The organism is Streptomyces sp. HP-A2021 (assembly GCF_022807935.1).
GTDB lineage: Bacteria > Actinomycetota > Actinomycetes > Streptomycetales > Streptomycetaceae > Streptomyces > Streptomyces afghaniensis.
Genome location: NZ_CP094344.1, coordinates 7,953,931 through 7,973,761, shown reverse-complemented (window position 1 = coordinate 7,973,761; position 19,831 = coordinate 7,953,931). Strand labels below are relative to the sequence as shown.

The window sequence follows — 19,831 nt, the reverse complement described above, 5'->3', positions numbered from 1 at the left end:
CTCAGGCCTCCTTGGTGTCGACGGGGGCGGCGGGGCGGCGGGTGCGGCGCAGCGGGGGCTTCGCACCGAGGCTCTTCGGGTCGAGGCCGGACCACTTGTGGCCGTTCGCGAAGAACGGGCGGCGGGCCATCAGCGTCAGCAGCGGCTTGGTGAAGAGGAACACGACGACCACGTCGAGCAGGGTGGTCAGGCCGAGCGTGAACGCGAAGCCCTGGACCTTGCCGACGGTGACGATGAAGAGCACCGCGGCGGCGAGGAACGACACGAAGTCGGAGACCAGGATGGTGCGCCGGGCGCGCGGCCAGGCTCGTTCGACGGCGGGGCGCAGCGAGCGGCCCTCGCGGATCTCGTCGCGGACGCGTTCGAAGTACACGATGAACGAGTCCGCCGTGATACCGATCGCGACGATGGCACCGCACACGGCGGGCAGATTCAGCGCGAAATTGATGGTCGGGCCGAGCAGCGCCATGATCGTGTAGGTCAGGGCGGCGGAGACCAGCAGCGAGAGAATCGCGATGAACGCCAGGCCGCGGTAGTAGAGCAGCAGGTAGATGACGACCAGCGCGAGACCGATCGCGCCGGCGATCAGGCCGGCCTTCAGCTGGTCACCGCCGAGCGCGGCGGTGACGGTCGAGACGCTGTCCTCGCGGAAGGTCAGCGGCAGCGCACCGTAGCTCAGCATGTTGGCGAGGTCCTGGGCGGACTGCTGGTTGAAGTTGCCGGAGATCTCCGCGTTGCCGCCGGTGAGCGCCTGCCGCACGTACGGGTCGGAGACCACGTCGCCGTCGAGGACGATCGCGAACTGGTTCTGCGGCGACTGGTTCTTCGCCAGCTTGCCGGTGATGTCCGCGAACTTCTTGCCGCCCTCGTCGGTGAAGTCCATCGTGACCGTCCAGCCCGCACCGGTCTGGGTGTTCAGGACGGCCTGGGCCTTGTCGACGTCGGTGCCGTCGACCTCGGCCGGGCCGAGGATGTACTTCTGCCACTGGCCCTGCGAGTTCTTGCCGCAGGCCAGGGTGGGCTGGGAGGCCTTGACGCCGTCGCCCACGGCGGAGCGGGTCTTGGCGTTGGTGCAGTCGAGCTTGGCGTACTGCTCCTGGAGCTTGCTCGCGTCGTCGGCGGCGGTGCCGCCGGACGCGGACGGGGAGGGGCTGGCCTTCGCCTTGTCCGAGGCGCTCGCGGACGGCGTCGCATCGGCCTTCAGCGCGTCCGTGACCGCTCGGCCCTGCGTGGTGGGAGAGGCGGACGGCGAGGCGGAGCCCTTGTCGGTGGCCTCGGGCTTGTCGGTGGCCTTGCCGGACGGCTTGTCCGAGGGGCTTCCCGTGGGGCTCGGCGAGGGGCTGGCCGCGCCGGCGCCGCCGGAGACCTCGGTGGCGATGACCGGGCGGAAGTACAGCTTGGCGGTGGTGCCGACCTGCTTGCGGGCCTGCTCGGAGTTCGTGCCCTTGGGGATGTTGACGATGATGTTGTCCCGGCCCTGCGTCTGGACCTCGGCCTCGGAGACGCCCAGACCATTGACACGGCGCTCCATGATGGAGACTGCGGTGTCCATGTTGGTCTTGTTGATCGCCGCCTCGTTGCCGGCCTCGGGAACCGCCTCGAGCGTGATGCTCGTACCGCCGGCCAGGTCGATGCCGAGACGCGGTTTCGTGTGTCCCGAGGCGAACATCCCACCGGTGAGCGCCGCGATGGCGATCAGGATCAGGGCCAGCGAGCGCCCCGGCTTGCTCTGGGCGCTCGCGCTCCGGCCCTTTTTAGGTGTGGCCACCTTCTCGTACTCCCTCTCGGGCCGCCGCGCTCCGGATCGGCGGACGGGCGGCCATGACATGGTGTCGGGATTCCGTGCGAGCCGGTCGTGTCCCGGGGTGCGCGGGCCGGGCCCGCGCACCCCGGGACGCGACTACTTCGCCTCGGAGTCGCCGTCGGTCTTCTTCGGCTCTTCGTCCGTCTTCGCCTCGCCGCCGGCCGGCTTCGCCTCGCCGGCCGGGGCGTCGTCGGCCGGCTCGTCGGCCGTGTCCTTCTTGCCGAGGTCGACGGCCTTGTCGTCAGCGCCGGCGTCGGCGGCGGAGTCGTCGGTCTCGGTGAGGGAGGAGGCGTCGTCCGGGACGAGGTCGGCGTCGGACTTCAGGTCGTGCTCGACGCCGTGGACGATGCGGTTGTACTCGTCGTCGGTGAGGACGGCACCGATGGAGTTCTTGGCGAAGAGGAGCTCGACGCCCGGGCCGGCGTCGACGAGGACGGTGTCCTCGTTCACCTCCTTGACGGTGGCGTACATGCCCCCGATGGTGCGGACACCGCTGCCGGGCTGCATTTGGTTCCGCATCTCCACGGCCTGCTGCTGCTTCTTCTTGGCCGACCGGGTCATCAGGAACATGGCCCCGATGAGCACGATGAACGGGAGGAGGGTCAGGAGACTCACGGGTCGGTACTTCCTTCACACGACCGCGCTGTGAGCGGCCAGATGGTTGGGGGTGTGTACGCCGCCGACAAAGGCGGCATCGGCGGAGTCTAAGCGAGTCCGCGCGCATGGAACAACGCTCAGCATGGCACCGGGGTTCCTGCTCCGGCCACTGGCCTCGCCGCCACGGAGCGGTGACGGTGCCGTCACGCCCCGAACAGGTCCTGTTGTCCGTTTCCGGTGGTCTGGGAGCGGGGCGGGGTGAGGCCGAGATGCGCCCATGCGGCGGGGGTGGCGACCCGGCCGCGCGGGGTGCGGGCCAGCAGGCCCTCCCGTACCAGGAAGGGCTCGGCGACCTCTTCCACGGTCTCACGCTCCTCCCCCACCGCGACCGCGAGCGTGGACAGGCCGACGGGTCCGCCGCCGAACAGCTTGAGCAGGGCTTCCAGCACGCCCCGGTCGAGGCGGTCGAGGCCGCGGGCGTCCACCTCGTAGACGGCGAGGGCGGCGGCCGCGATGTCCCTGGTGATCAGGCCGTCGGCCTTGACCTGCGCGTAGTCCCGGACGCGGCGCAGCAGACGGTTGGCGATACGGGGCGTGCCGCGGGAGCGGCCGGCGATCTCGGCGGCGCCGTCCGGCTCGATCTCGACTTCGAGGAGATCCGCGGAGCGGTGGATGACCCGCTCCAGTTCGGCCGGTTCGTAGAACTCCATGTGCGCGGTGAAGCCGAACCGGTCGCGCAGCGGGGGCGGCAGCAGGCCCGCGCGCGTGGTGGCGCCGACCAGGGTGAAGGGGGGCAGCTCCAGCGGGATGGCGGTGGCGCCCGGGCCCTTGCCGACGATGACGTCGACGCGGAAGTCCTCCATCGCCATGTACAGCATCTCCTCGGCGGGCCGGGACATGCGGTGGATCTCGTCGAGGAAGAGGACCTCGCCCTCCTGGAGGGAGGAGAGGATCGCGGCGAGGTCGCCCGCGTGCTGGATGGCGGGGCCCGACGTGATGCGGATGGGGGCGCCCATCTCGGCCGCGATGATCATCGACAGGGTGGTCTTGCCGAGGCCGGGGGCGCCGGAGAGCAGCACGTGGTCGGCGGTGGCACCACGCGCGCGTGCGGCACGCAGGACGAGGTCGAGCTGCTCACGGACCTTCTCCTGGCCGATGAACTCGCCCAGGTCCTTGGGGCGCAGGGCGGCCTCGACGGCCTGGTCCTCACGGTCGGCGACGGAGTCCACCAGCCGCTCGGCGGCGTCGGCGTCGGTCGTGTCGTCCCAGTTCATGGAGTGTGCCTCGGAATCTCGGTACGGAGGTACGGACTGCTCGGACTAGCGGGCGCGGTTCAGGGTCTGCAGGGCCGCCTTCAGCAGCTGTCCCACCTGCGGCGTGCCCTCTGCGGCCTCGGCCTGCGGGGCGACGGCCGTCACCGCCTCGTCGGCCTCCCGGGTCGCGTAGCCGAGGCCGATCAGGGCTGCGTGCAGCTGGTCGCGCCAGCCCGCGCTGACGGCCGTACCGACAGCGGGGGCGCCGACCGGCTCGCCGAGACGGTCCTTCAACTCCAGGAGCAGCTTCTGGGCGCCCTTCTTGCCGATGCCGGGGACGGCGGTGAGCGCCTTCTCGTCGCCGGTGGCGACGGCCCTGCGCAGGGCGTCCGGGGTGTGCACGGCGAGCATCGACTGGGCGAGTCTCGGTCCCACGCCGCTGGCCGTCTGGAGCAGCTCGAAGGTCTGCCGCTCGTCGTCGTCCGCGAAGCCGTACAGGGTCAGTGAGTCCTCCCGTACGACGAGGGAGGTGTGCAGCTTGGCGGGCCGGCCCATCCGGAGCGTGGACAGCGTGTTCGGCGTGCACTGGACGGCCATGCCGACACCGCCGACCTCGACGACCGCGGCGTCGGGGGCGAGCGCGGCGACGGTGCCGCTGACGAAGGCGATCATGCCGTACGGCCTTTCGATGTGTGCAGGGCGACGGCCTGCTGGAGTCGGTTCTGCGCGGGGGCGCGCCAGATGTGGCAGATGGCGAGGGCGAGGGCGTCGGCCGCGTCGGCGGGCTTGGGCGGTGCGCCGAGCCGGAGGAGGCGGGTCACCATGGCGCCCACCTGGGCCTTGTCGGCCCGGCCGCTGCCGGTGACGGCGGCCTTGACCTCGCTCGGCGTGTGCAGCGCCACGGGGATTCCGCGACGGGAGGCGCACAGCAGGGCGACGGCGCTGGCCTGGGCCGTGCCCATCACCGTACGGACGTTGTGCTGGCTGAAGACGCGCTCGACGGCGACGCACTCCGGCCGGTGCTCGTCCAGCCACTGTTCGATGCCCTGCTCGATGGCGACGAGGCGGCTGCCGAGGTCCGCGTCCGCCGGTGTGCGGACGACGCCGACGCCGATCATCGTGAGCGGCCGTCCGGCGACGCCCTCGACCACGCCGACACCGCACCGGGTCAGGCCCGGGTCCACCCCCAGAACGCGCACGCGTCCTCCCTCTCGATCGCCTGTTCCTGCAGGCTATCGGGTGGCACCGACAACGCGACGGGCCGACGGGGTGTGTCCCGTCGGCCCGTCGGGTCCTGCGGAGCCCGTGGCGGCGTTACGCGCCGACCTTCTCCATGACCTCGTCGCTGACGTCGAAGTTGGCGAAGACGTTCTGCACGTCGTCGCTGTCCTCCAGCGCGTCGATGAGCTTGAAGATCTTCTTGGCGCCCTCCTCGTCCAGCTCGACCTGCATGGTCGGGACGAAGTTGGCGTCGGCGGAGTCGTAGTCGATGCCGGCGTCCTGGAGGGCGGTGCGGACCGCGACCAGGTCGGTGGCCTCGCTGAGGACCTCGAAGGTCTCACCGAGGTCGTTGACCTCCTCGGCGCCCGCGTCGAGCACGGCGCCCAGCACGTCGTCCTCGGTCAGCTCGCCCTTGGGGACGATCACGACGCCCTTGCGGTTGAACAGGTACGACACGGAGCCCGGGTCGGCCATGGAGCCGCCGTTGCGGGTCATGGCGACGCGGACCTCGGAGGCGGCGCGGTTGCGGTTGTCGGTGAGGCACTCGATGAGCACCGCGACACCGTTCGGGCCGTAACCCTCGTACATGATCGTCTCGTAGTCGGCGCCGCCGGCCTCCAGGCCCGCGCCGCGCTTGACCGCCGACTCGATGTTCTTGTTGGGGACCGACGACTTCTTCGCCTTCTGGATGGCGTCGTAGAGCGTCGGGTTGCCCTCGGGGTCGGCGCCGCCCATCCGGGCCGCCACCTCGATGTTCTTGATCAGCTTCGCGAAGAGCTTGCCGCGCTTGGCATCGATGACGGCCTTCTTGTGCTTCGTCGTGGCCCATTTAGAGTGGCCGGACATCTGCCTGTCTCCTTCGCGTAACCCATCTCAGCAACGAACGCAGGAATCCTACTAGGACTGGGCCGTCCGGTTCTCGCGCACCATGTCGACGAACAGGGCGTGCACACGGTGGTCGCCGGTCAGTTCCGGGTGGAACGACGTGGCCAGAGCGTTGCCCTGGCGGACCGCGACGATGTGGCCGTCGTGCTCGGCGAGCACCTCGGCCCGGGCGCCGACGGACTCGACCCAGGGGGCGCGGATGAAGACGCCCTCCACCGGGTCGCCCTCCACGCCCTTGACGTCGACGGCCGCCTCGAAGGACTCGTTCTGCCGGCCGAAGGCGTTACGGCGCACGATCATGTCGATGCCGCCGACGGTCTCCTGACCCGAGCGCGGGTCGAGGATCTTGTCGGCGAGCATGATCATGCCGGCGCAGGTGCCGTAGACGGGCATGCCGTCCCGCACGCGCGCGCGGAGCGGCTCCATCAGGCCGAACAGCACCGCCAGCTTGGAGATGGTGGTGGACTCGCCGCCGGGGATGACGAGGCCGTCCGCCTCGGCGAGTTCTTCGGGGCGCCGCACCGGCCTGGCCACGGCATCGGCCGCGGCCAGGGCGACGAGGTGCTCCCGTACGTCGCCCTGGAGGGCCAGGACGCCTATGACAGGAGTGCTCATGGGGGTTACCAGCCGCGGTTGGCGTAGCGCTCGGTCTCGGGGAGGGTGTCGCAGTTGATGCCGACCATGGCCTCGCCGAGGTTGCGGGACGCGTCCGCGATGATCTTCGGGTCGTCGTAGAAGGTGGTGGCCTTCACGATGGCGGCGGCGCGCTTGGCCGGGTCGCCGGACTTGAAGATGCCGGAGCCGACGAAGACGCCCTCGGCGCCGAGCTGGCGCATCAGGGCCGCGTCGGCCGGGGTGGCGACGCCGCCCGCGGAGAACAGCACGACCGGCAGCTTGCCGAGCTCGGAGACCTCCTTGACGAGCTCGTAGGGAGCGCGCAGCTCCTTGGCGGCGGCGTACAGCTCGTTGTTGTCGAAGCCGCGCAGCTTGGCGATCTCGTTCTTGATCTGGCGCAGGTGGCGGACGGCCTCGACGACGTTGCCGGTGCCGGCCTCGCCCTTGGAGCGGATCATCGCGGCGCCCTCGGCGATGCGGCGCAGGGCCTCGCCCAGGTTGGTGGCGCCGCAGACGAACGGCGTGGTGAAGGCCCACTTGTCGGAGTGGTTGACCTCGTCGGCCGGGGTGAGGACCTCGGACTCGTCGATGTAGTCGACGCCGAGGGACTGCAGTACCTGGGCCTCGACGAAGTGGCCGATGCGGGACTTGGCCATGACCGGGATCGAGACGGCGTCGATGATGCCCTCGATCATGTCCGGGTCGGACATGCGGGCCACGCCGCCGTCCTTGCGGATGTCGGCCGGGACTCGCTCCAGGGCCATGACGGCGACGGCGCCCGCGTCCTCGGCGATCTTCGCCTGCTCCGGCGTGACGACGTCCATGATGACGCCGCCCTTGAGCTGCTCGGCCATACCGCGCTTCACACGGGCGGTGCCGGTCTCGGGGGCCTGGGAGTTGGGGGACGTGGTGGACACGGGTGACCTCGCTACGGAAAGGGGGAATTCTGCAGCACCGAGGAAACGTGAGGGGACCAGGCCACAGCAAGGGCCAATGGGAACGCTGTGGATCCTTTTCCGACGGACGGCCGGGGAACGGCGCGTGAACGGGGGCTCAGGCGGCCCGGTCCGCCAGGGCCGTCGGAGGCTCGTCATCCATTTCGAAGGCCAGGGGGAACGGGGCGTGGCCCGCCAGCCGGAACCAGCGGACCTTGCGGTGCCGGCGCAGGGCACGGGCGGCCCGTACGGCGTCGTTGTGGAAGCGGCGGGCCATCGGGACGCGCCGCACCGCCTGCGCGAGCTCCTCGGCGGCCTCCTCGCCCCCGGGCGCCTCGCGCACCGCCTCCACCTGCTGGACCTCCCCGAACACGGCCCGCAACGCCTGGCTCAGCTCGCTCTCGGCGACCTCCCGCTGCTCCTCCACCGCCTGACGGGCGGCATGCGCGGCCTCGTAGAGGACGATCGAGGCGGCCGGGTCGAGCACCCCGGAGGTGGCCAGTTCCTGGGCGACGGAGGCGCGGCGCAGCAGTTGTGCGTCGAGTGCGGCGCGCGCCGCGTCGATGCGCGCGTGCAGCCGGTCCAGCCGCCCGGCCGTCCAGCTCAGGTACAGGCCGATCACCACGAGGGCGACGAGGATCCAGATGAGGGTTGCGGTCACGGCCCAGAGGCTACCGGTGCCTGCTCACACGGCCGGGTGGCCGGTCAGTCCCGGGCCAGCCCGAGCCGGCCCCACAGCCCGCTCGTCCGCTCGTCCTCGGCCACCGCCGCCGCGCCCGCCGTCACCGTCTCGTAGACGGACAGGATGTCCGCGCCGACGGTCGACCAGTCGAAGCGCCGCACGTGGGCGCTGCCCCGCTCGCGCAGTTCCGCGCGGCGGCCCGGGTCGTCCAGCAGGCGAACGGCCGCGTCGGCCAGGGCGTCGGCGTCCTCGTTGGGGAACAGCTCCCCGGCCTCTCCCCGGTCCAGGACCTGGGCGAAGGCGTCCAGGTCGGAGGCGAGGACGGGGGCTCCGGCGGACATGGCCTCGACCAGGATGATCCCGAAGCTCTCGCCGCCGGTGTTGGGCGCGACGTACAGATCGACGCTGCGCAGGAAGCGGGCCTTGTCCTCGTCGCTGACCATGCCGAGGAACTCGACGCGGGAGCGCAGCTCGGCGGGCAGGCTCTCCACCGCCTCCTTCTCGTCCCCGCGCCCGGCGACCAGCAGCCGGGTCTGCGGGCGGGTGGCGAGGATCTTGGGCAGGGCCCTCATCAGCACCGGCAGGCCCTTGCGGGGCTCGTCGATGCGCCCGATGAAGCCGACCGTGTCGCCCTGCCACTCGGCCTTGGGCTCGGCCTTGGCGAAGAAGTCGACGTCGACACCGTTCGGGATCACCACCGCGTCCCCGCCGAGGTGCTCCACCAGCGTGCGCCGGGCGTACTCGCTCACCGCGATCCGCGCGCTGATCTTCTCCAGGGCGGCCTGGAGGATGGCGTACGCGGCGATCATGGCCCGGGATCGCGGGTTGGACGTGTGGAACGTGGCGACGATCGGTCCCTGGGCGGCCCAGCAGGTCAGCAGGCCGAGCGAGGGCGAGGTCGGCTCGTGGATGTGGATGACGTCGAACGCGCCGTCGTGCAGCCAGCGGCGCACCCGGGCGGCGCTCAGGAAGCCGAAGTTGAGCCGGGCCACCGAGCCGTTGTACGGCACCGGCACCGCGCGCCCGGCCGAGACGACGTACTGCGGCAGGGGCGTGTCGTCGTCGGCCGGCGCGAGGACGGACACCTCGTGGCCGAGACGGATGAAGTACTCGGCCAGGTCCCGGATGTGGAACTGGACGCCGCCCGGTACGTCCCAGGAGTACGGGCAGACGATGCCGATCCTCACGAGGTCCCCTTCGCAGGGTCGAGGTCCGCGAGCCACAAGCGCTGCAGCATGTGCCAGTCCTCCGGGTGGTCGGCGATCCCCGTGGCGAAGGCGTCGGCCAGCGCCTGTGTCATGACAGACGTCTTCTCGGCGCGCGTGCCTGACTCGGGCACCTCGACGGGTGGGTGGACGCGGCCGCGCATCACGGGCGAGTCGTCGTACCAGAGGGTGACGGGCAGCAGCAGGGCACCCGTCTGCTGGGCGAGCAGGGCCGGTCCGGCCGGCATCCGGGCCGTGTCGCCGAAGAAGCCGACCTCGACGCCGGAGGCGGACAGGTCGCGGTCGGCGACCAGGCAGACCAGGCCGCCGTCGCGCAGCCGCCGGGCCAGGGTGCCGAAGGCGGTGCCGCCGCTGTGCGGCAGGACCTCCATGCCGAGCCCCTCGCGGTAGGCGACGAACCGGTCGTACAGCGACTCCGGCTTCAGGCGCTCGGCGACCGTCGTGAAGGGGATGCCCAGCTTGGTGGTGACCCAGGCGCCGGCGAGATCCCAGTTGGCCAGGTGGGGCAGGGCGAGTATGACGCCCTTGCCGGCGGCCAGGCCCTCGGTCAGGTAGTGCAGGTCCTTGCCGACGAAGCCGCCCTCGATGCGCTCTCTGCTCCAGGCGGGGAGGCGGAAGGACTCCATCCAGTAGCGCAGGTACGACCGCATGCCCGCGCGCGAGAGTTCGGCGAGGCGCTCGGGGCTCGCGCCGGGCACCACGCGCGCGTAGTTGCTCTCCAGCCGCTGTACGCCCTTGCCGCGCTGCTTCCAGGCGAGGTCGGCGATGGTGCGCCCGAGCCGTACGGCGACCGGCTCGGGGAGCTTCCTGACAGTGCTCCAGCCGAGGCCGTACAGCGCGTCCGTCAGCCGGTCCTGTGCGCTCACGTGGCCGCCTCGCTCCCGTGAGAGGCGTTCTCGTTCTTCTGCTCGCCCTCATTGTCGTCCCGCTCGGCGGCCGCGGTCGCGGCCTCGGCCTCGGCCTCCGCGGACTCGCGGCGGACCGTGACGACCCGCTGGATCAGCGTGACGAGGCTGCCCACGGCGACGATCCACAGGGCGACCGGCAGCAGGTACTGGATGCCCGGGACACCGAACGCGTGCAGGCCCGCGAGGCCGGCCGCCACCAGGGAGATCACCAGCCGCTCGGCCCGCTCGACCAGCCCGTTGACGGCGACCGGCAGGCCGATCGACTCGCCGCGGGCCTTGGTGTACGACACCACCTGGCCGCTGGCCAGGCAGAAGATCGAGACGGCGCACAGGACGAGGTCGTCGCCCCCGCCTGCGTACCAGAGGATGAAGCCGCCGAAGATCGCGCCGTCGGCGACCCGGTCGAGCGTGGAGTCCAGGAAGGCGCCCCAGCGGCTGGAGCGGCCGAGCTGGCGGGCCATGTTGCCGTCGACCAGGTCGGAGAAGACGAACAGCGTGATCACGACCGTGCCCCAGAAGAACTCGCCCATGGGGTAGAAGACCAGCGCGCCCGCGACCACACCGGCGGTGCCGATGAGCGTGACGGTGTCGGGGCTGACGCCCCGCCGGATCAGAAACGCGGCGAACGGTGTGAGAACACGCGTGAAGAATGCACGCGCGTACTTGTTCAGCATGGCCTTCCCGAGGGTCGGTGTCGCCGTCTGGCCCCTGCTGGCCACCGGCTGGCCCATCGTAGCCACGCGCGCGTGCGGGCGACGGGCGGGACCCGAGGCCCGTGTCACGGCGCACCGGTGCGCGGGGTGGGGCGCGATCACGTCCTTCGTATGGACGCACCGTGACAGGAGTGGGAAGGTCGAATGACCGCGGGCGTCGCCGGAGCCGCACCGCACGCGGATCCCGCGTGTCCGCGCCCACAGTGACCTCACCGTGCACGGGAGGCAGGATCATGGGCGACAAGGCACAGACACACCCTGGGGCCGCCGGCAGGGCACAGGCGGCCGACCACCCCCAGTCCGTACGGAATGTGGTGCTGGTCGGCCACTCCGGATCGGGCAAGACCACGTTGGTGGAGGCCCTCGCGCTCACGGCGGGGGCAGTGAACCGGGCGGGCCGCGTGGAGGACGGCGGCACCGTCTCCGACTACGACGAGATCGAGCACCGGCAGCAGCGCTCGGTGCAGCTCTCCCTGGTGCCCGTCGAGTGGGACGGGATCAAGGTCAATCTCCTCGACACCCCCGGATACGCCGACTTCGTCGGTGAGCTCAGGGCCGGTCTGCGCGCGGCGGACGCGGCCCTCTTCGTCGTCTCGGCCTCGGACGGCGTGGACGGTTCGACCCGCATGGTGTGGGAGGAGTGCGCGGCCGTGGGCATGCCCCGGGCCATCGTCGTCACGCACCTGGAGGCGGCACGCGCCGACTTCGAGGAGATGACCCGGATCTGCGCGGAGGCCTTCGGCGCGGACGACCCCGACGCGGTCCTGCCGCTCTACCTGCCGCTGCACGGCCCGCAGGCGCCGGACGGGCACGCTCCCGTGACCGGCCTGATCGGACTGCTGTCGCAGAAGCTGTTCGACTACTCGACCGGCGAGCGCAAGGAGTCCGAGCCGGGCGAGGACCAGCTGCCGCTGATCGAGGAGGCCCGCAACCGGCTGATCGAGGGGATCATCTCGGAGAGCGAGGACGAGACCCTCATGGACCGCTACCTCGGCGGGGAGCCGGTCGACGTCAAGACCCTGATCGACGACCTGGAGCGGGCCGTGGCGCGCGGGGTCTTCTTCCCGGTCCTGGCCGCCGCCCCTGCGACGGACGGCTCCCGGCAGGGGCTCGGCACGGTGGAGCTGCTGGAGCTGATCACCCGGGGCTTCCCCACGCCGCTGGAGCACGAGACGGTGCGGGTGACGACCGTCGACGGCAAGCCGCGCGAGCTCAAGCCGTGCGACCCGGACGCGCCCCTGGTCGCGGAGGTCGTGAAGACCTCCTCGGACCCGTACGTCGGCCGGCTGTCGCTGATCCGCGTGTTCTCCGGCACCCTGCGCGCCGACCAGACGGTCCACGTCTCCGGGCACGGCCTGGCCGACCGCGGGCACGAGGACCACGACGTCGACGAGCGGATCGGCGCCCTGTCCACACCGTTCGGCAAACAGCAGCGCCCGGTGTCGCACGTCATCGCGGGCGACCTGGCGTGCGTGGCCAAGCTCAGCCGCGCCGAGACCGGCGACACCCTGTCCGCCAAGGACGACCCGCTGCTCATGGAGCCGTGGCAGATGCCCGACCCGCTGCTGCCGCTGGCCATCCAGGCACACAGCAAACCGGACGAGGACAAGCTCTCGCAGGGCCTGGCCCGGCTGGTGGCCGAGGACCCGACGATGCGGCTCGAGCAGAACCAGGACACCCACCAGGTGGTCCTGTGGTGTCTGGGCGAGGCGCACGCGGACGTGGCCCTGGAGCGGCTGCGCAGCCGCTACGGCGTCCAGGTCGACGTCGTACCGCACAGGGCGTCCCTGCGCGAGACGTTCGCGACCAAGGCGGCCGGGCGTGGCCGGCACGTCAAACAGTCCGGCGGGCACGGGCAGTTCGCCATCTGCGAGATCGAGGTGGAGCCGCTGCCGGGCGGCTCGGGCATCGAGTTCGTGGACAAGGTCGTCGGCGGCGCGGTGCCCCGGCAGTTCATCCCCTCGGTGGAGAAGGGCGTACGGGCCCAGGCAGCCAAGGGAGTTGCCGCCGGACATCCGCTCATCGACGTACGCGTGACCCTCCTGGACGGCAAGGCGCACTCGGTGGACTCCTCCGACGCCGCGTTCCAGACGGCCGGGGCGCTCGCGCTGCGGGAGGCGGCGTCCGACGCGAAGATCCATCTGCTGGAGCCGGTGGCCGAGGTGTCGGTGCTGGTCGGCGACGACTTCGTGGGCGCCGTGATGAGCGACCTGTCGGGGCGGCGCGGCCGGGTGCTCGGCACTGAGCAGACACCCGGCGGGCGCACCCTGATCCGGGCCGAGGTGCCCGAGATCGAGATCGGCCGGTACGCGATCGACCTGCGGTCGATGACGCACGGCACGGCCCGCTTCAGCCGCCGGTACGCACGCCACGAGCCGATGCCGCAGCAGGTCGCGGACCGGATCCGTGAAGAGGAGCGCAAAGCCTCCTAGTTGGGGCCTGAGGGGGCCAAGTGGCCCCCTTGAGGGCTCCCTCCGAACAGGCGGGCGGTTCGAAGGACCGCCCGCCGACGGATGTCGGTGCCTGCGGATACGCTGATGACCTGATCAACAGGTGTGCGGAGCGCGGAACTCGGGAAGGCCGCTTGATGCGGAAGCGGCAGCGATGGGGGCGGCAGTGACGGACGGATTCGACTTCAGCCCAGGGGCCCAGGTGCCTCTGGCGGGTGCGAGCGGCCAGACCGCGGCGACCTACGCGCTGGCCGCGGCGGCGTACCGGGACGACGAGGTCGCCAAGATCCTGAACGCCGACAACGAGTGGCACCAGTCGAAGGTGACCCCACCGCGCTCCTGGGCGAAGATCTTCCGCCCCAACTTCGGCGAGGCCTTCTCCCGCGCCGTCATCGACCGCATGCTGGGCGCCGGGCGCAAGCCGGTCATCCAGTCCTTCGGGATCGAGCCGCAGGTGGTCGTGGAGCACTGCCTGGCGGCCCACCGCATCCGCCGCGACCGCGACAACTGGCTGTCGGCGGTCACGGTGATCTGCGGGGTGCTCTTCCTGCCGGGGTTCCTCGTGTGGCTGCTGGTGTTCACGCTGCGCACCACCATGGCCAAGCGGGAGGACAAGCGCGCCGGCGCCCTCGCCACGACCCTGCTGGTCGCCGTGGGCGCGCTCGCCGTGCTGTTCCTGATCCGCATGCCGTTCGAAGGATTCTGGGCCCTGTACGGGCGCGCGGCGGTCGTCATGCCGGTCGTCGGCTGGTTCTGGGCCAAGCAGATCTGCGAGCGGACCGCCCGGGACCTGCGGGAGCGCTGGTCGAGCCTGCTGTCGGGCGGCGGCGTGGGCGCCAAGATCCCCGAGGCGGTGCCGGGCAACCCGGGGGACGCGGCCGAGCAGGTCCGCAAGGAGCTGGCGCGCCTGAGCGCCGAGCAGCGGTCCAACTCGGTCTTCTACGCGGGGCCCAAGGGCATACTCGGCATGGGCACGCGGTGGGGCAGCTGGCAGCTGGCGGAGGAGCTGGTGTCCGCCGAGCCGGGCAAGGACTTCCACCCCTTCCGCAGCTGGGACGTCATCGTGGCGGTCCAGGGCGGCCTGGGCATGCTGGAGCGCACGTCCATCAACACCGGCGGCTTCCCCAAGCCGTCCATCACGCACTGGATCGTCACACCGATCGGCGAGAAGGCGACGGAGGTGTCCCGGCCGAGCGGCGCGGACGTCGACGCGTACACGGTGCGGACGCACGCCATACAGGACATCTGCAACAAGCAGCAGTTCGGCAGCGGCGACCGGCACTATCTCGGCGTGCAGTGGACCCTGTGGGACGGCCACCTGGTCATCACGATGCTGATCACGGTGACGGTGCTGCACGACACGCTGCGCATCGAGGTCACCGGGCACGCGCTGGGGCCGGTCAACTCCCTGTTCAACGAGAAGCCGGCAGCCAAGGAGAAGACGGTCCAGAAGGCCGTCCGCTTCTGGGAGACCCGCACCGTGAAGATGCCCCTGATCGACGCCGACGAGGTGGTACGGCTGGCCGCGCGCGCCCCGCTGACCTGGTATCCGCCGCTGCTGAACTGGCTCGGCGGCAGCCTGACGCTTCCGGAACCGTTCGGCCTGCGGCACGCCTGGGCGGATCAGCCGTGGCGGCACCGGTTCATGGCGGACGATGCGCTGCGGGCGGCGACGCCTGTGCTGCGGGTGGTGCATGCGGCGGCGTTGAAGGTGCTGCGGGAGAACGGGGTGGACGTGGAGAAGTTCGGGTCCAGGTCGGCGGCGCTCAGCGGGGCGGTGCAGGAGGCTTCGCCGAAGAAGGCCGACGTCTACGACGCCTGAGCCGCGGGCAGTCGTGCCGCTGGGGCGGCACGGGTGGGCGCGGCGGCACCCCGCAGCGCCGGGCTGCGCACCCACCCGGCAGCACAGCAACCGAGCGTGCCGTCAAACGCCGCGCCTTACGAAGGCCAAGCCTCCGCCAGCATCTTCCGGGTGTCCGCCAGCAGCTGCGGCAGCACCCGCGTGTGTCCCACCACCGGCATGAAGTTCGTGTCGCCACCCCACCTCGGCACGATGTGCTGGTGCAGGTGCGCCGCGATGCCCGCGCCGGCGACCGAGCCCTGGTTCATGCCGATGTTGAAGCCGTGGGCGCCGGAGGCCGTGCGCAGGGCCGTCATCGCCTGCTTCGTGAGCTCGCCGAGCTCGGCTGTCTCCCCCGCCGTCAGGTCGGTGTAGTCGGCGACGTGCCGGTAGGGCACGGTCATCAGGTGCCCGCCGTTGTACGGGTACAGGTTGAGCACCGCGTAGACCTGCTCGCCGCGCTTGACGACCAGCCCGTCCTCGTCGGACTTGGCCGGGATCGAGCAGAAGGGGCAGCCGTCGCCGGCGCCCGGGCCGGTCGGCTTGTTCTCACCCTGGATGTAGGCCATCCGATGGGGCGTCCACAGACGCTGGAACGCGTCCTGCGTCCCCACTCCCAGCTGCTGCTCCGGCTCACTCGTCATGCAGTGCAGCATATGGCGTCGAGCTGGGGGTACGGCAAAGGCCCCCGGGATCTCCCGGGGGCCCGTACGCGGTTCGGCCGGGGCGTGGTCGCGCCCTGCGATCAGACCTGCGCCCGCTCCTCGACGACCTTGAGGATCTTCGCGATGGCCTCGTCGAACGGGATGCCGTTCTCCTGGGAGCCGTCGCGGTAGCGGAAGGACACGGACCCGTGGGACATGTCCTCGTCGCCCGCGATGACCATGAAGGGCACCTTCTGCTTCTGGGCGTTGCGGATCTTCTTCTGCATACGGTCCGAGGAGGAGTCCACCTCGACGCGCAGGCCCTTCTTCCGGGCTGCCGCCGCGAACTTCTCCAGGTACTCGACGTGCGCGTCGCCGATCGGGATGCCGACCGCCTGGACCGGGGCCAGCCACGCCGGGAAGGCGCCCGCGTAGTGCTCCAGGAGCACCGCGAAGAAGCGCTCGATCGAGCCGAACAGCGCGCGGTGGATCATGACCGGGCGGGTCTTGGAGCCGTCCGCGGCCGTGTACTCCAGGTCGAAGCGCTCGGGCAGGTTGAAGTCGAGCTGGATGGTCGACATCTGCCAGGTGCGGCCGATGGCGTCCTTGGTCTGGACGGAGATCTTCGGGCCGTAGAAGGCGGCGCCGCCCGGGTCGGGAACGAGGGGCAGCCCCTGCTTCTCCGCCACCTGGCGCAGGGTCTCCGTGGCCTCTTCCCAGGCCTCGTCCGAGCCGACGAACTTCTCCGGGTCCTTGGTGGACAGCTCCAGGTAGAAGTCGGTCAGGCCGTAGTCGCGCAGCAGGCCGAGGACGAAGGTGAGCGTCTTGTCGAGCTCCTCCGACATCTGCTCGCGGGTGCAGTAGATGTGGGCGTCGTCCTGGGTGAAGCCACGGGCCCGGGTCAGGCCGTGCACGACGCCCGACTTCTCGTACCGGTACACCGTCCCGAACTCGAACAGGCGCAGCGGCAGCTCACGGTAGGAGCGCCCGCGCGCGTCGAAGATCAGGTTGTGCATGGGGCAGTTCATGGGCTTGAGGTAGTAGTCCACGCCCTCGTCGAGCTGCATGGGCGGGTACATGCCGTCGGCGTACCAGTCCAGGTGGCCCGAGGTCTCGAAGAGCTTCCCCTTCGTCGCGTGCGGGGTGTAGACGAACTCGTAGCCCTCCTCCTCGTGGCGGCGCCGCGAGTAGTCCTCCATGACCCGGCGGATGACGCCGCCCTTGGGGTGGAAGACGGCGAGGCCGGAGCCGATCTGCTCCGGGATGGAGAACAGGTCGAGCTCGCTGCCGAGCTTGCGGTGGTCGCGCTTCTCGGCCTCGGCGAGGAACTCCAGGTGCGCCTTCAGCTCGTCCTTGGTCGGCCAGGCGGTGCCGTAGATGCGCTGGAGCATGGGGTTCTTCTCGCTGCCGCGCCAGTAGGCGGCCGCGTTGCGCATCAGCTTGAACGCCGGGATCGCACGGGTCGACGGCAGGTGGGGGCCGCGGCAGAGGTCCTTCCAGCACAGCTCGCCGGTCTTGGCGTCCAGGTTGTCGTAGATCGTCAGCTCGCCGGCGCCGACCTCGACGTCCGCACCGTCGTCGGAGGAGGCGGAGCCCTTGAGGCCGATCAGCTCCAGCTTGTACGGCTCACCGGCCAGCTCCTCGCGGGCGGCGTCGTCGGTGACCACGCGGCGGGCGAACTTCTGCCCCCGCTTCTGGATCTCCTGCATCTTCTTCTCGATGGCCTTGAGATCCTCGGGCGTGAACGGCTTCTCGACGTCGAAGTCGTAGTAGAAGCCGTCCTTGACGGGCGGGCCGATGCCGAGCTTGGCCTCGGGGAAGAGCTCCTGCACGGCCTGCGCCATGACGTGCGCGGTGGAGTGGCGCAGGATGTTCAGGCCGTCCTCGGAGGAGATCTCGACGCCCTCGACCTCGTCGCCCTCGGACAGGGCGTACGACAGGTCCCTGAGCTCGCCGCCCACGCGCGCGGCGACGATCGAGCGCTCGCCGGCGAAGAGCTCGGCGGCCGTAGTGCCCGTCGTCACCACGCGTTCTTCCCGCTCGGAATCGCGCTGGATGATCACACGGACGTCTGACACCGGTCTCTCCTGACTGAAGGGGGCTGCGGGCGCCATACCGGAGCGCGCGCACGAGTAAGGATCGTACCGACCCGGGACCACCCTTCGCGAAATCAGTCCCCGCAGTCCCCTCCGCAGGCCTCCTCGAAGAAGGCCGCCACCCCGGCGTTCTCCTGGAGCGCCTTCATGAGGCGGTCCCGCTCGGCGTCGTCGACCTGCACCGGTACGACACCGTGGGCGCCGGTCAGGCGCCGGAAGCCGCCCCGGCTCTCCAGCCGTCCCTGGACCCGCACCGGCAGCCCGACGAGGTGGGCGTGCCCGGCGATCCGGTACGCCTCCTCGTCGAGGGTGATCCGGACGTCCGGTACGTCGGCCCCGGCCAGCACCCGCAGCCGTACGGTGCCCTCGCCGCGCGGCCCCGACCTGCGCATCCGTGTCACCGCTCCCGTGATCCGCACCGGTACGGCGGGTTCCTCGCGCAGGTAGCGGGCGCCCGCCTCGCGCAGCGCGGGCAGGTCGCCGGGTGAGAACTCGACGGGCTCGGCGGAGGGCGCGCAGCCCTCGGGCACACCGGCGGCCGGGGCCCACGCGACGGCGATCCGGGCGCCTTCCGTGCCCCGGACCAGGGCGACGAGGGCCTCGGTGAGGTCGTGGCTCACTCCCGCCTCGACCGCGGCGTCGAAGGCATCCATGCCGCCGGTGGCGCGCTGGTAGTCGATGGCCTCACGGGCGGCGTACAGGGCCTGGTGGAGGCGTACGGCGAGAGGTCGGCCGCCTTCGACGGGCACGAAGGCGGTGAGCCGGCCGTCCGTCGCGGAGCCGACGAGGACGTGGTCCAGGGACGCGGCAGCGGAGCGCCGGTGCCGGGCGCCGTGGTAGCCGGCCCGGGCGCGGGTGGCGAGTGCCGCCGCGAGCAGCATCCGGCGGGCGGCGGTGCGCAGCCGGTCCTCGACGGTCCAGGGCGCCGCGCCGGCCGGCCCGGCCGGGACCTCGTGCCACCAGCGGATCTCGTCGCTGGGGACGGCGAGGGAGACGAGGACTTCGCGGGCGGAGGGCGAGCCGCTGCGGGACAGGGCGAGCAGGGCCTCGCCGAGCAGGTCGTCGCTGTCGGGGAAGGCGCGGCTCTCGGGCACGAGGAGGCTGGTGCCGGTGCCGCCGGGGCCGGGCGGCGTCCAGCGGCCGTAGCGTCCCGGGGCGCCGCCGCGCCGCTGCCAGCCGTGCCGGCGGAGCAGGGCGCCCAGTACGGCCGGGTCGACGTCCACGGGCTCGGGCGGAGCACCGCTGAACGTGGTGTCGACGGGGTGGGGCCGCACGGGCCTCAGTGGCTCCTCTGTCGGGCGGTGCGTCACGGTTTCCCTCCCGTCCCGACCCGCGTCATGATCTCGCACAGCGCCCGGTCGTCGAAGATGCGTGAAGTCGGAATGCGCACAGTGGTGCGGCGGCGGCCGGTGATCGGCTGGCCGGCGAGGTTGGTCCAGTAGCAGCAGTGCCTGAGGTCGAGCCGGTCGTGGCCGGCGCGCAGCCAGTCGTCCTGGGAGCGCGGCACCAGCATCACCACCAGGATCTTGTGCACCGACACGGGTGTGCGGGCGAGCTTCGCCAGGTGGTCGTTGTCGAGCGTGAAGGCGAAGGTGGGGCCCGGTGGGTCGGGCGGCACCTGGTACGTGGCCTTGAGCTGCACCTTGATGGTGACCTCGTCGTCGACGGTGTGCCCGGGTGCGCTGTGGCTGACGTGCCAGTCGATGCCGTTGTCGGGGAACGGCTGGGAGAGCGAGCAGCCGGCGGCCGCCGCGACGGCGTGCAGATAGCCGACCTGGAGTGTCTCCATGCAGGCGGTGGTGGCGAGGGTGCCGCGGGAGGGGGCCGTGCGCTCGGGCAGCAGCCCGCCCCGTTCGGGCTGCGCTATGGCCATGGCCAACAGCCTTCCAGAACAAGTGGGTCCCCGTGCGGGCCGTTGAACTGCGCGGACCCGTACTCCTGTTGTCTCCTTCCGGCGTACGG

18 protein-coding genes are annotated in these 19,831 nt (G+C 71.3%); 2 read left to right on the top strand and 16 right to left on the bottom strand.

Annotation, left to right across the window (positions count from 1 at the left end):
- Position 1 precedes the first annotated feature (1 nt).
- From secD to pgsA, 12 genes are all read right to left on the bottom strand, one after another.
- Positions 2–1,768, bottom strand: coding sequence for a protein translocase subunit SecD (secD, locus tag MQE23_RS36080; protein ID WP_020276521.1), 1,767 nt, complete (start codon positions 1,766–1,768; stop codon positions 2–4).
- Between the two features lie 132 nt (positions 1,769–1,900).
- Entirely contained in the window at positions 1,901–2,419 is a 519-nt protein-coding gene (gene yajC, locus MQE23_RS36075) for a preprotein translocase subunit YajC (protein ID WP_020276520.1), read from the bottom strand.
- Positions 2,420–2,604: 185 nt separating this feature from the next.
- Positions 2,605–3,675, bottom strand: coding sequence for a Holliday junction branch migration DNA helicase RuvB (gene ruvB, locus MQE23_RS36070; RefSeq protein ID WP_020276519.1), 1,071 nt, complete (start codon positions 3,673–3,675; stop codon positions 2,605–2,607).
- A 45-nt stretch (positions 3,676–3,720) separates the two neighbouring features.
- Complete coding sequence (gene ruvA, locus MQE23_RS36065) at positions 3,721–4,326, bottom strand: Holliday junction branch migration protein RuvA (protein ID WP_020276518.1); 606 nt, start codon at positions 4,324–4,326, stop codon at positions 3,721–3,723.
- Positions 4,323–4,853 (bottom strand): crossover junction endodeoxyribonuclease RuvC, encoded by a 531-nt coding sequence (gene ruvC / locus MQE23_RS36060; protein WP_037673017.1) that lies wholly within the window; start codon positions 4,851–4,853, stop codon positions 4,323–4,325. Before ruvC ends, ruvA begins: the two co-directional genes overlap by 4 nt.
- 115 nt (positions 4,854–4,968) lie before the next feature.
- Complete coding sequence (locus MQE23_RS36055) at positions 4,969–5,721, bottom strand: YebC/PmpR family DNA-binding transcriptional regulator (protein WP_020276516.1); 753 nt, start codon at positions 5,719–5,721, stop codon at positions 4,969–4,971.
- Positions 5,722–5,772: 51 nt separating this feature from the next.
- A complete protein-coding gene (pdxT, locus tag MQE23_RS36050; protein ID WP_020270016.1) occupies positions 5,773–6,375 on the bottom strand; it encodes a pyridoxal 5'-phosphate synthase glutaminase subunit PdxT in 603 nt (200 codons plus the stop codon).
- Between the two features lie 5 nt (positions 6,376–6,380).
- A complete protein-coding gene (pdxS, locus tag MQE23_RS36045) occupies positions 6,381–7,292 on the bottom strand; it encodes a pyridoxal 5'-phosphate synthase lyase subunit PdxS (RefSeq protein WP_020270015.1) in 912 nt (303 codons plus the stop codon).
- Positions 7,293–7,428: 136 nt separating this feature from the next.
- Positions 7,429–7,971 (bottom strand): hypothetical protein, encoded by a 543-nt coding sequence (locus MQE23_RS36040; protein ID WP_020270014.1) that lies wholly within the window; start codon positions 7,969–7,971, stop codon positions 7,429–7,431.
- Positions 7,972–8,015: 44 nt separating this feature from the next.
- Positions 8,016–9,179, bottom strand: coding sequence for a glycosyltransferase family 4 protein (locus tag MQE23_RS36035; protein ID WP_020270013.1), 1,164 nt, complete (start codon positions 9,177–9,179; stop codon positions 8,016–8,018).
- Complete coding sequence (locus tag MQE23_RS36030) at positions 9,176–10,084, bottom strand: phosphatidylinositol mannoside acyltransferase (RefSeq protein ID WP_020270012.1); 909 nt, start codon at positions 10,082–10,084, stop codon at positions 9,176–9,178. The genes MQE23_RS36035 and MQE23_RS36030 overlap by 4 nt, the downstream gene beginning before the upstream one ends.
- Positions 10,081–10,857 carry a phosphatidylinositol phosphate synthase gene (gene pgsA, locus MQE23_RS36025; RefSeq protein ID WP_243381316.1) on the bottom strand — a complete coding sequence of 259 codons (777 nt, stop codon included), beginning with the start codon at positions 10,855–10,857 and terminating at the stop codon, positions 10,081–10,083. Before pgsA ends, MQE23_RS36030 begins: the two co-directional genes overlap by 4 nt.
- A 215-nt stretch (positions 10,858–11,072) precedes the next feature.
- Here pgsA and MQE23_RS36020 point away from each other — a divergent pair, with 215 nt between their 5' ends.
- A complete protein-coding gene (locus MQE23_RS36020) occupies positions 11,073–13,271 on the top strand; it encodes an elongation factor G-like protein EF-G2 (protein WP_243381314.1) in 2,199 nt (732 codons plus the stop codon).
- Between the two features lie 172 nt (positions 13,272–13,443).
- On the top strand, positions 13,444–15,111 hold the full coding sequence (locus MQE23_RS36015; protein ID WP_037666962.1) for a membrane protein: 1,668 nt from the start codon (positions 13,444–13,446) through the stop codon (positions 15,109–15,111).
- Between the two features lie 116 nt (positions 15,112–15,227).
- Here MQE23_RS36015 and MQE23_RS36010 read toward each other — a convergent pair whose 3' ends face one another.
- The 4 genes from MQE23_RS36010 to MQE23_RS35995 form a co-directional block, all read right to left on the bottom strand.
- A complete protein-coding gene (locus tag MQE23_RS36010; RefSeq protein WP_020270008.1) occupies positions 15,228–15,785 on the bottom strand; it encodes an HIT domain-containing protein in 558 nt (185 codons plus the stop codon).
- A gap of 89 nt (positions 15,786–15,874) precedes the next feature.
- Entirely contained in the window at positions 15,875–17,851 is a 1,977-nt protein-coding gene (thrS, locus tag MQE23_RS36005) for a threonine--tRNA ligase (RefSeq protein WP_037666960.1), read from the bottom strand.
- 92 nt (positions 17,852–17,943) lie between these two features.
- Positions 17,944–19,179 carry a hypothetical protein gene (locus MQE23_RS36000; RefSeq protein WP_243381313.1) on the bottom strand — a complete coding sequence of 412 codons (1,236 nt, stop codon included), beginning with the start codon at positions 19,177–19,179 and terminating at the stop codon, positions 17,944–17,946.
- The gene (locus tag MQE23_RS35995; RefSeq protein ID WP_020272494.1) at positions 19,176–19,742 is read right to left on the bottom strand and encodes a DUF4365 domain-containing protein; all 567 of its coding nucleotides are present in this window, start codon (positions 19,740–19,742) and stop codon (positions 19,176–19,178) included. Before MQE23_RS35995 ends, MQE23_RS36000 begins: the two co-directional genes overlap by 4 nt.
- Positions 19,743–19,831 lie beyond the last annotated feature (89 nt).